Below are 12,072 nucleotides of genomic sequence, written 5' to 3' on the forward strand. Positions count from 1 at the left end.
AATGGCTAGACTAGCTCGACGTCTGGCCTTCATCTGAATCACTAAGTGATTGATTTGAGAAGACCCTACAGACGTACAAGCAGCCAAGACTGCAGCGTTATGGAAATAATAAATCCCTTTGGGAAAAAACAAACGGAATATCGAAATGAATTTGCATGAATACCAAGCCAAACAGCTGTTTGCAGAATTCGGTTTACCTGTGCCAGAAGGCTACGCGTGTGATACACCACAAGAAGCTTTTGAAGCAGCAGGCCGTATTAGTACAGCTAAGAAAGTCGTTAAGTGTCAGGTTCACGCTGGTGGCCGCGGTAAAGCGGGCGGCGTAGAGCTACACGATACAAAAGATGGCGTAAAAGAGTTTGCGCAAAAGTGGCTAGGTAAGAACCTAGTAACTTACCAAACAGATGCAAATGGTCAGCCTGTTACAAAAATCCTTGTTGAAGAAGCATCAAACATTGCAAACGAACTTTACCTAGGCGCGGTAGTTGACCGTGCTAGCCGTAAGATCGTTTTCATGGCTTCTACTGAAGGCGGTGTGGAAATCGAAAAAGTTGCGGAAGAAACTCCGGAGCTAATCCACAAAGCAGCAATCGATCCACTAGTAGGCCCACAAGCTTACCAAGGTCGTGAGCTTGCGTTCAAACTTGGTCTTGAAGGTGACCAAATCAAACAATTCGTTAAGATCTTCATGGGTCTTGGCACGATGTTCGCTCAGTACGACCTTGCTCTACTAGAGATCAACCCGCTTGTTGTTACTGGCGAAGGCAACCTGCTATGTCTTGATGGCAAAATCAACATCGACTCAAACGCACTATACCGTCAGCCTAAACTTCGTGAAATGCACGATCCATCACAAGAAGATGAGCGTGAAGCGCACGCAGCTCAGTGGGAACTGAACTACGTAGCACTAGACGGTAACGTTGGCTGTATGGTTAACGGTGCTGGCCTTGCAATGGGTACGATGGATATCGTAAACCTACACGGCGGCAAACCTGCTAACTTCCTAGACGTAGGTGGCGGTGCAACTAAAGAACGTGTTGCAGAAGCATTCAAGATCATCCTATCTGATGACAACGTGAAAGCAGTACTAGTAAACATCTTCGGTGGTATCGTACGTTGTGACATGATCGCAGAAGGTATTATCGGTGCGGTTAAAGAGGTAGGTGTAAACGTACCAGTTGTTGTTCGTCTAGAAGGTACTAACGCAGACCTAGGTCGCGAAGTTCTTGCTAATTCTGATGTTGATATCATTGCTGCTGAGTCGCTAACAGATGCTGCTCAGAAAGTTGTTGCTGCTGCGGAGGCTAAATAATGTCTGTATTAATTAACAAAGACACTAAAGTAATCTGTCAGGGTTTCACTGGTGGTCAAGGTACTTTCCACTCAGAGCAAGCTATCGCATACGGTACGCAAATGGTTGGTGGTGTGTCTCCAGGTAAAGGCGGCCAAACTCACCTAGGCCTACCTGTATTCAACACAGTTCGCGAAGCAGTAGAAGCAACTGGCGCAACAGCGACAGTAATCTACGTACCAGCACCTTTCTGTAAAGATGCAATCCTAGAAGCGATTGACGCAGGTATCGAGCTAATCGTAACTATCACGGAAGGTATCCCTACAACAGATATGATCGACGTAAAAGTGAAGCTAGAAGAAACTGGCGTTCGCATGATCGGTCCTAACTGTCCGGGTGTTATCACTCCTGATGAGTGTAAGATCGGTATCATGCCTGGTCACATCCACAAGAAAGGTAAAGTGGGTATCGTATCTCGTTCTGGTACACTTACTTACGAAGCAGTTAAGCAAACTACAGACGAAGGCTTCGGTCAGTCAACGTGTGTTGGTATTGGTGGTGACCCAATCCCAGGTTCAAACTTCATCGATATCCTGAAACTGTTCCAAGAAGACCCAGAAACTGAAGCGATCGTAATGATCGGTGAAATCGGTGGTACAGCAGAAGAAGAAGCGGCAGCGTTCATCAAAGAGAACGTGACTAAGCCAGTTGTTTCTTACATCGCTGGTGTAACTGCGCCTCCAGGTAAGCGTATGGGTCACGCTGGTGCGATCATCTCTGGTGGTAAAGGTACTGCTGAAGACAAGTTCGCTGCACTAGAAGAAGCTGGCGTTAAGACAGTTAAATCTCTAGCAGAGATCGGTAAAGGTCTACGCGAAGTAACAGGCTGGTAATTTCCAACTTGTTAGAATACAAAAGCCTGGCAATTGCCAGGCTTTTTTGATCGTGGAGTTTGGTTAAGAATGAAGACAAGAAAAGCGAGTGAAACTTCGCGATAATCAAACTCAAACAGACAACATTCTTATGCTTTACGTTGGATGATTTGGCTTAGCATAAACAGCGAAGTTGCACTTATCACAACGGAAGGGCCAGCTGGTGTGTCAAAGTGCCAGGACAGGCTTAACCCCATCAATACAGAAATCGAACCGATAATGGAGGCAAACAGCGCCATCTGTTCTGGTGTGGAAGACAGTTTTCGAGCCGTTGCCGCTGGGATAATAAGCAGTGATGTCATGATCAATGCACCGACAAACTTCATGCCCACCGCAATCACAACGCCTACCATCAACATCAGTACCAGACGTACAAGATCGGTATTCACGCCTTCCACTGCGGCAAGCTCTTCGCTGACCGTGCTCGATAGCAATGGGCGCCAGAAAATGTATAAACATGCACTAACGGCAACAACACCCGCATAAATAAATATCAGGTCCTGCAATGAAACAGCGAGCAAATCACCAAATAAGTAACTCATCAAGTCAACGCGCACATTATCCAGAAAGCTAACCGATACTAAGCCTACTGATAGTGAGCTGTGCGCTAGAATACCGAGTAAGGTGTCAGTGGCGACCAATTGTTGCTTTTGTAGTGTTACCAGCAGTACGGCGAGAGCCAAACAGCACACGAGTAGAGCCAGGTAAATGTTCACATTCAGCAAAAAACCTAGCGCCAGACCCATTAGAGAGGCATGGGCTAGCGTGTCACCAAAGTAGGCCATTTTCCGCCAGACGACGAATGAGCCCAATGGCCCTGCGATAATTGCGATGCCAATACCGGCAAGAATAGAGGGGAGCAGAAACTCAATCATGGTGATGGTGTCCGTGGTTATGCTTGGCGCAAGATGATGCATCACCGGAAACCGGATCACCGGACAGATCGTGATGGTGATGATGGTCGTGATGATAAAAGGCTAGTGATTCTCTACCCGCATTGCCAAATAAGGCGATGTAAGACGGATCCTGGGTAATTGTCGCAGGAGAACCGGAGCAGCAAACGTGGTGATGCAAGCAAATCACATCATCAGTTTTAGCCATCACCAAATGCAAATCATGGGAAACCATAAAAATAGCGCAATCAAAGCGGTGACGAATGCTTTCTATTAAATCATACAGGTCGATTTGTCCCTGAATATCCACGCCTTGAGCGGGTTCATCAAGAACAAGAAGCTCAGGACGCTGAAGCAAAGCTCGTGCGAGGAGGACACGCTGATTTTCACCACCAGACAGACTGTGCATATTGCTGCTGATTAGGTGCTCGGCGCCGACAAGCCTCAGTGCATCAATACACTCTTGCTTGCTGTATTTGCCTGCCAAATTTAAAAAGCGAGTGACATTTAATGGTAAAGAGTCATTTAGCTTTAACTTTTGTGGGACGTAACCAATATTTAATTTCTTTTTTTTAGATAATTTCCCACTAGTTGGCTTCTGGAGCCCTAAAATGACTTTTACTAGAGTTGATTTCCCAGCGCCGTTGGGGCCAATCAGGGTCGTTATTTTACCCTTGGTTAATTCCATGCTGATGTTGTCCAGAACTTTGCGCTCATCGAATTCGACGCATAAGTGTTCCAGATGGACTAATGAGGACATGAATGAAACTCGTTTGCAAATCAATAATGTTATAATGTAACATTATTGCACTTTCCACTCGATATCCCAAGTAAAACTATGAAAAGAGCTTTAATTCTTATTGCTTCGGCAATGCTAACGTTACCTGCGCAGGCGGTAACAGTGCTTACCAGTATAAAACCTATTCAATTGGTGGTGGCAGAGCTAACCCAAGGCGTGACGGAGCCAGAGGTATTGCTCCAGTCAAATACTTCCCCGCATGATTACGCTCTGCGACCTTCAGATGTGAAGAAAGTCGCTTCAGCTGATCTGGTCATTTGGTATGGACATGACTTAGAGCCTTTTCTTGAGAAAGTTGTGGCAGGCAAAGCAAATACAATGACGATCAGTGATATCCCTAATTTATCATTACGTGAATTTGATAATGAGCACAATCATGATCACGACGGGCATAACCATGGCTCTTACGACCCGCATTTTTGGCTTGGCGTTGAACCAGTCAAACAAGTCGCTAACGCATTGGCAGAAAAGCTTATCGAGATTGACTCTACTAACGCGAATAAATATAGAGAAAACCTTTCTCACTTTGAAGCGCAATTAGCTGCAACGGATAGTGAAATTAAGCGCAAGCTCGATACAGTAAAAGATAAAGGCTATTTTGTGTTTCATGATGCCTATGGCTACTTTGAACAGCGCTATCAACTGAATCAACTTGGTGCCTTTACTGTAAGCCCAGACCGCAAGCCAGGTGCAAAAACATTGATTGAAATACGTAAAGCGCTCAGTTCTGGAGATGTTGCCTGTGTGTTCTCGGAACCACAATTTACCCCAGCAGTCGTTGAAAGCGTAATGCGTGGCAGTAATGTGGCTAAAGGTGAGTTAGATCCGTTAGGCAGCGCAGTTGAATCTAAACCGGGAAGTTACTTCACTTTTCTGTCAGGCATGGCAGATAGCTTCGAGCAGTGTTTAGGCAATAAATAGTTATAGGGTTGTTATTCTCTGTGGGAATTTTCTTTTTTTACGTGATCCAGCAGTAAGAATTGCAACCTTTGGTAAGGCGAGCCTTTTATCAACAGCCAATTGAGATATTATTATCCAATAATTAGCGACTCGAAATAACCATGTCGAGGAAGACATGAAATGTGACGAGTCGGCATAAATTTAGATATTAAAGGTTTCGTCTTGCTACGCTATCTGGCTCTATTACTCGTTGGAGCCGTTATTTCATGTCATGCATTTGCGTTTAATAAAGCCAATGCGATTTTTTACCCTTTGCCTACGCAGGTGAAGGGGACTTTTGTTGCGGCGGAAAATTTGTATTTAGGCGAGCAAGGTGGCCTTTGGATACACGACGTTCATGGACGCGTTTTATTCTATGATGGCCAGAATATACTTCCTAAATCAGGCAGTTTTTTGAAGAGCCCTGTCAAGCAACTTGCCTACAATAAAGGTGCGTTTTGGACATTCGTTGAGAATGAAGTCTACCAAACCTATCCAAATCAAGAGCGGCGTTTAGTGTTCAGCCTTAACCCCGGCTCCCAAATCAGAAAGATCGGCGCTTCTAACCACTATATCTGGGTTAGTGATGGTGCACACTTTTATACTTACCATATAGAAACCAGTGAGTTAAAAACGTATTCATTGCTCCATCTTTATCATCATAGTAATAACAGTTACGTCTATATTAATGATGCGATTTTTATAGAAAATAAATGGGCACTTGCTACGACTTCGGGCTTCTATCTGTCTGAAGGAAACGCCTTTGACCATGTCGCTGAATCTGGTCAGAACTACATTGAAAAAATTTACTACTCTCCTACACGACGGGAAATATTGGTTGGGACGCTTCGGGGAGCGTTGGTTTTCAATATCAATGAGCCGAATAAGCAAGTTACCCAAGTCGGCGGATCACATGTATTAACGTTTGCTGAGACCAACCAAGAGTATTGGGTTGGGACGGAGCACGGGTTGTACTTATATTCGTTTTTGACTGGGGAGGTGACGGAAGTTGAATCCTCGAGTTTCCTAGAGTTAGAGCTGGACAGTAATAAGATTTTCTCACTGTTGAGTGACAACATGGGGGGGATGTGGATAGCAACGGGTCAGGGGATTCGTTACTACTCCATGTTCAGTAAAAAGTTTGAGCGGATTACCTTCAGTAGTTACGATTCACAAACACTATCGGGAAGAATCCGAAAAACAGTGACGGGACCTGATGGTGCCTTGTGGTTTGCAGATGATTACAAACTCTACCGGAGAGGATTGCACGGAAACGAAATAATCCTCGAGTCTCACACTCCAATCAATGATCTCGTGTTTCAAGAAGGATTGCTTTGGCTCGCAACCTCGGAAGGGTTGAAAGTATTCGATCTTGATGGTTTAAAAGAGGTCACTTTTCCTTACTTACAAGTAATGGCAGGACATGCGGTTGAACACCTTGCTGCTGATGATGCTTCACGTCTTTGGGTTGCGAGCGGCTATCAATTGTATAACGTTGATATCTCCAATCAACGGGTAAGGAACCTAGGCAGTGAATGGTTGGTTGGCCAGTACTTACCTGCAAAAATAACAAGCTTGTACGATACGCAAGATCGATTATTGATTGGTACTGATCACGGTGTTTATGAATATGACAATGAACAAATTCGCTTCAAGCGTTTCTCGGAAAAATTCGGTGAATCTCTAGATATTCTAACTGCCGCTGACGGAAACCTTTGGTTTGCTTCGTCTTATGGTTTATTTAAAACGGTTAATGTCGGTGATTCAGAGCAAGTTGTAGAGTTGAGCGTTTCTAATGCCAAACCTGCCTGCATGATCGGTGACGCTCAAGGTGTCTGGCTTGCTTCGTCTGTCGGGTTGAGCTACTACCATCTTTCTGGAGAGTTGGTAAAGCATTTCTCTTCTTCATCCGGTTTGATAAACAATGAGTTTCTGCCAGGAATATGTACTGTAATACAGGGAGATGAAAATCAGGATAGCGAGCTAGTGCTTGGCTCGAAGTATGGTCTGGTAAAAGCCAAAGCCTCAACTCTGAGGGTCTCCAACGCCCCTGAGTCCACGTTTATCGTTAGCCAGGTAGTGCATGAAAATGAAGTTATTCAGGTAGGAAGTGCCAACCTTGATGACGTTGAATTACCTTATGGCTCATCATTAAGCTTCCGCTTTGGCACCATGCCAAGGCCCGATAGCCAAAACTTGTATTATCGATTGAGTGATGGTGAGCCTTGGCAAACATTGGAAGGCGGACAACTTACCTTAGAACACCTTAATTCTGGCGAGTATCATCTTCAGGTAAGTAGCCAGTCTCAAGTTGCTGCGGGTCTGATTGGATTAGAGTCTCGCTTTAAGGTAAAGCAACCATGGTATTTATCTTCTCTGGCGATATTTGGTTTCCTAGCGGCCACGCTCATTATTATGGGTTTACTCACGTATTGGCGCTCTCGCTATATGGTGCAAGTCAATCGTGCATTGGCCGCACAAGTTACTCTCAAAACCAATCAGCTCAGACACCAAAGCCGTGTACTGCTAGCCAGTAACCAACAACTTCGCAAGCAGATCCAAGTGAGAAACCTGTTGGTTGATCATGTTGCTCAATCAATCAAATCAAGCGTTGATCATCTTGCTTCTAAATATCCCCAAGAAATTGATGCGTTAACGCAAGATCATTTTGCTAAAGCCTATTGGCAGTTAAATGAATTAAGAAGCGTTCCGGATGAATCTTGTGGCGGCAGCCAAAACTACAATTTGAGCCAAATAACCCAATCTGTAGTGGATGTATGGAAAGAAGACTTTTCGAAAGCGGGTATCCTGGTTGAGATTATTGACGAAAACAAATCGAGTAGAATCGCTCTGGAGAGCTTCAACCTAGACGTCATTTTTAACAGTATTTTTGCCAATATCATTAAGCGTTCATATCGCGGACAAACGGTCAAAATCATGCTGTCTGAAGGAAGTGAATCCGTATGGTTAAATTTTATCGATTACGGTAGCCAATTGACGAACAAGGTATCTTTAAGTCGGGCTTCAAGTGGGAATGCTAACGATCTGGGAATAGACAGCATCTCACAATTAGTCAGTGAGAGTGGGGGGCATTTAGCGGTATTTACTTCCGAGTCGCAGAACAAAATTGAGATCACATGGCCAGTCGCTCAAGAGCTTAGTCATGTAGATGAGCCTTTATCAGAGTTTGTGCCAGATAAAGAGCTTGAAGACTTAGTTAGCCCGGAAGATGAGTGGTTGCAAAAGGTTTACCAGCTTGTGGCTGAGCATTACCACGATGCTGAGTTCGGTACTGCATCAGCGGCAAAAATGTTATTTATGTCGGAACGCAGTTTGCAAAGGCGTTTCAAATCAGCCTCGTCAAGAACGTTAAAAGATTATCTAACAGAAGTACGCTTAGAAACCGCCTGTGAGCAGCTACTCGCCGGAGAGAAAATCAGTGAAGTTGCATTTAATTGTGGTTTCAACGACCCATCTTACTTTAGCCAGAAGTTCAGATTATATTTTGGCTTGCCTCCTTCTAAGTTTGCACTGACTCAAGAGAACCAATAAGTCACGTCATGCTACTTGCCGTTTTGGCTCCCGATAGCTCTCTGAGTTAAGTGGGCGATATTTATCTCTCGGTTCTTTTCCTGCGAAAATTAAAGCTAATTTTTGCCACTCAGAACTGTCCCCATTTTTCTTTCTTAAGCTCAGCGCTTCTCCCTATCTAGTAATTCAACTCAATGTCTTCACGGCTTGGCATCATACCGTCGTCGTTGGATGGTGTTGTCTTAGAAAGAGACATTATTGTGTCATTACGCTTTCCAACGCTCACTTGGTTAGTGCCAGATTATTTAAGTTGCTGACATGTCTAAAGCTAACGTGTGTCTTTGTCTATTAGTGTAAAGCTATATCGATTAGGGAAGTAAATGTGTGGTTTGAGTAGTGGTTTAAAAGGGAGGGAACAATGAAAAAAAATATCGTGGTATAGCCGGGGGGACTATACCACGGGTGTCAAGGACACCTTCGCTTGCTGCCGGAGTGGCATGAGACATGCCACCTCTGGAATACATTTGAGAGGTCGCCCTCTCGATGAGTTAACTATACGAGGGGTTACTTATTTTTCTTATAAAAATAACGACACATTAATGTGAAAAAAGCGACAATATTTGGGTGGTTAATTTAAGTTGATGATATATAAGAAATAATTATATTTTCAGCTTTGATTCTTATCGTTTTGATAAAGATAAAAAACGCCAATAAAGATAGTTTTGACGAAATTGACGTGTCCAAACTTGACGAAGTTGACGTTTAAAGGAGGGTGACAACAATTATGGTAACTTTGATTTCACACAATAAATCAATGGAGACATAGGAGTAATATTGCAGCATCAATTTATTAAATGAAAATATTTATCATTAGCAATAATCATGTTGGAGCCATAATGAAGCTATCAGAAATTATACCCGGCGATTCGGTGACTATTCGTTTATTAGATGGTCTTTCACCTGACGTAAGAAAAAAGCTAATGGTAATGGGGCTATTGCCTAACACAGTAGTCAAAGTTATTAGGCGAGCTCCAATGGGTGACCCATTACAAGTTGAAGTTCGTGGTGTGTCTGTTGCAGTAAGAGAGACGATTGCTCAAAAAATCGAAGTGGAGAGGGTGTAATGCAGTATCAAGTACTTACGGTAGGTAATCCTAATAGTGGCAAAACGACTCTTTTTAATGGTTTAACAGGCGCAAAGCAACAGGTCGGTAACTGGGCTGGTGTGACTGTCGAGAAAAAAACGGGTCAATTTAAACATGCCGGTGACCAGTTTTTGCTTACAGACCTTCCTGGCATTTACTCATTAGACAGCGGAAATGATAGCAACAGTATCGATGAATCAATTGCTTCACGTGCGGTACTGACTCATCCAGCAGATTTGATCATCAATGTTGTCGACGCCACAAGTTTGGAGCGCAGTCTATACATGACGCTGCAGCTTCGCGAGCTTGGGCGTCCGATGATTGTCGTTCTGAACAAGATGGATGCGCTAAAGCGCGAACGTCAAGTAATTAGCGTGGCCGAGTTAGAGAAGACATTGGGGTGCCCGGTTCTCAGTTTGTCGGCGACGGACAAAAAACAAGTCGCAGAATTTAAAGAACGATTGCACAAATCCATCATTCAGGGTGTTGCGCTTAAAGAGATGTCGTTGAACTATGGTCAACAAATGGAAGCGGCGATTGAAAAAGTCTCAACGCTTTTTAGTGATCAAACCGTCTCTCATCGTGCGCTTGCTATTCGTGCCTTAGAAAAAGACACTCTGGTTCTTAACAGTCTTTCAGAAAGTGATAGAAGCACGGTTTTAGAGTCGATTGCAAAGCTTGGTCTGGATATTGATTTACATGTTGCGGATATCAAATATACGCATTTGCATGAGAAGTGTAAGAAGATTCGCCGTAGTGAGGGCAAACTCAGTCGTAGTGTGACAGAAAAACTAGACCAATTTATCTTAAATAAGTGGGTAGGCATTCCGTTTTTCTTTGCTGTCATGTATTTGATGTTTATGTTCTCGATTAACATCGGCAGCGCATTTATTGACTTCTTTGATATCGGAGTCGGTGCGTTACTGGTTGATGGTGGCCATTACCTACTTGATGATCACTTACCTGTATGGCTAGTGACTGTGCTTGCAGATGGTATTGGTGGTGGTATTCAAACGGTCGCTACCTTTATTCCAGTCATTGCTTGTCTATATTTATTCCTCGCAGTACTAGAAAGCTCTGGTTACATGGCTCGCGCGGCGTTTGTTCTGGATAAAGTGATGCAGAAAATCGGCTTGCCAGGTAAAGCCTTTGTACCGCTTGTTTTAGGGTTTGGCTGTAATGTCCCGTCTATTATGGCTACCCGAACTCTTGATCAAGAACGTGAACGTAAGCTGGCAGCATCCATGGTTCCGTTTATGTCTTGTGGTGCTCGCCTACCTGTTTACGCATTGTTTGCAGCAGCATTCTTCCCTGATTCAGGTCAAAATGTTGTATTTGCGCTTTACCTGCTTGGTATTGTGGCTGCCATTTTCACCGGCCTGTTCCTTAAAAATACCCTTTACCCGGGTAGCAGTGACAGCTTTGTCATGGAAATGCCTAATTATGAGCTACCGACACTTCAGAATGTTGTGATTAAAACCTGGCAAAAGCTCAAGCGTTTTGTACTCGGGGCAGGTAAAACCATTGTTATTGTGGTGGCGCTGCTTAGCTTCCTAAACTCCCTTGGTACTGATGGCAGCTTTGGTAATGAAGATAGCGAGAAATCTGTACTTTCAAAAGCGTCACAGGTTGTCACCCCCGTGTTTGCGCCAATTGGTATTGAAAAGGATAACTGGCCTGCGACAGTGGGTATTATTACCGGTATCTTCGCTAAAGAAGCCGTAGTCGGTACGCTGAACAGCTTATATACCACGCCAACTGACGGTGACGAAGCGGAATACGACCTAATAGGTAGCTTAGAAGAAGCGGTCATGAGTATACCTGAGAACCTTGCCGGTCTTAGTTACTCAGATCCATTAGGCATCGAGGTTGGTGACTTAACCGATTCATATGCGGTAGCAGAAGAGCAAGAAATTGATGCCTCAATTTTTGGCAACATTAAATCTCAGTTTGTTTCTGGCCATGCTGCGTTTGCGTACTTAATTTTCATTCTGCTGTACACGCCATGTGTTGCTGCAATGGGGGCGTATGTGCGTGAATTTGGTAATAACTTTGCTCGTTTTATTGCGGTTTGGACAATGGGACTGGCTTACCTAACGGCAACTTTCTATCATCAAATGATGCACTTTGCGGACAGTCCAGTTACAAGCGGTATATGGATGGCAGTGATCGTGGCGATCTTCTTTGGTACTTATCGTGTCTTTAAGCGCATTGGTAAGAAGCAGCAAGGTTCGCTCGAGGTACAAGTGGCATGATCTTAAAACAGCTTTATAACTATATTGAAGACCACGGCGCGGTGTCGCAGTCAGAGTTGGCAAAACAGTTTGGCATGAGTGAAGATGGCGCCGACGCAATGCTGAGTGTGTGGATTAACAAAGGTCGTATTACCCGTTTGGTTGACACCAATAAAGCGCATCATGTGACTCGCGTGCGTTATGCGGTGACGCGGCAAGATGGACTATCACTGACAGTGACGATGTAAACCGTCGGACATAAAGAAGCCGCCATATTAACGGGCGGCTTTTTCGTCTCTGGAGTCTGT

The 12,072-nt window shown here is 44.1% G+C and carries 9 protein-coding genes; 7 read left to right on the forward strand and 2 right to left on the reverse strand.

Going from position 1 to position 12,072, the window contains the following annotated elements; genetic code table 11:
- Positions 1–145: 145 nt before the first annotated feature.
- Together sucC and sucD are read left to right on the forward strand one after the other, a co-directional pair.
- Positions 146–1,312, forward strand: coding sequence for an ADP-forming succinate--CoA ligase subunit beta (gene sucC, locus DBX26_RS04120; protein WP_014231152.1), 1,167 nt, complete (start codon positions 146–148; stop codon positions 1,310–1,312).
- Positions 1,312–2,184 carry a succinate--CoA ligase subunit alpha gene (sucD, locus tag DBX26_RS04125; RefSeq protein WP_014231153.1) on the forward strand — a complete coding sequence of 291 codons (873 nt, stop codon included), beginning with the start codon at positions 1,312–1,314 and terminating at the stop codon, positions 2,182–2,184. Before sucC ends, sucD begins: the two co-directional genes overlap by 1 nt.
- A 128-nt stretch (positions 2,185–2,312) precedes the next feature.
- On the opposite strand, the gene znuB is transcribed toward sucD, so the two are convergent.
- On the reverse strand, positions 2,313–3,098 hold the full coding sequence (gene znuB, locus DBX26_RS04130; protein WP_020336308.1) for a zinc ABC transporter permease subunit ZnuB: 786 nt from the start codon (positions 3,096–3,098) through the stop codon (positions 2,313–2,315).
- Complete coding sequence (znuC, locus tag DBX26_RS04135) at positions 3,091–3,876, reverse strand: zinc ABC transporter ATP-binding protein ZnuC (RefSeq protein WP_118117928.1); 786 nt, start codon at positions 3,874–3,876, stop codon at positions 3,091–3,093. Before znuC ends, znuB begins: the two co-directional genes overlap by 8 nt.
- A 78-nt stretch (positions 3,877–3,954) precedes the next feature.
- Here znuC and znuA point away from each other — a divergent pair, with 78 nt between their 5' ends.
- The 5 genes from znuA to DBX26_RS04160 all read left to right on the forward strand — a co-directional run bounded on the left by znuA (position 3,955) and on the right by DBX26_RS04160 (position 12,012).
- Complete coding sequence (znuA, locus tag DBX26_RS04140; protein WP_065296497.1) at positions 3,955–4,836, forward strand: zinc ABC transporter substrate-binding protein ZnuA; 882 nt, start codon at positions 3,955–3,957, stop codon at positions 4,834–4,836.
- 201 nt (positions 4,837–5,037) lie between these two features.
- Entirely contained in the window at positions 5,038–8,406 is a 3,369-nt protein-coding gene (locus DBX26_RS04145; RefSeq protein WP_162889661.1) for a helix-turn-helix domain-containing protein, read from the forward strand.
- A gap of 875 nt (positions 8,407–9,281) precedes the next feature.
- Positions 9,282–9,509: a FeoA family protein gene (locus DBX26_RS04150; RefSeq protein ID WP_014231158.1), complete on the forward strand. Its 228-nt coding sequence runs from the start codon at positions 9,282–9,284 to the stop codon at positions 9,507–9,509.
- On the forward strand, positions 9,509–11,785 hold the full coding sequence (gene feoB, locus DBX26_RS04155; RefSeq protein ID WP_118117932.1) for a Fe(2+) transporter permease subunit FeoB: 2,277 nt from the start codon (positions 9,509–9,511) through the stop codon (positions 11,783–11,785). Before DBX26_RS04150 ends, feoB begins: the two co-directional genes overlap by 1 nt.
- On the forward strand, positions 11,782–12,012 hold the full coding sequence (locus DBX26_RS04160; RefSeq protein ID WP_065299267.1) for a FeoC-like transcriptional regulator: 231 nt from the start codon (positions 11,782–11,784) through the stop codon (positions 12,010–12,012). The genes feoB and DBX26_RS04160 overlap by 4 nt, the downstream gene beginning before the upstream one ends.
- The last annotated feature ends 60 nt before the right edge of the window (positions 12,013–12,072 follow it).

Origin of the sequence: Vibrio sp. dhg (genome assembly GCF_003443775.1) — a bacterium.
GTDB lineage: Bacteria > Pseudomonadota > Gammaproteobacteria > Enterobacterales > Vibrionaceae > Vibrio > Vibrio natriegens.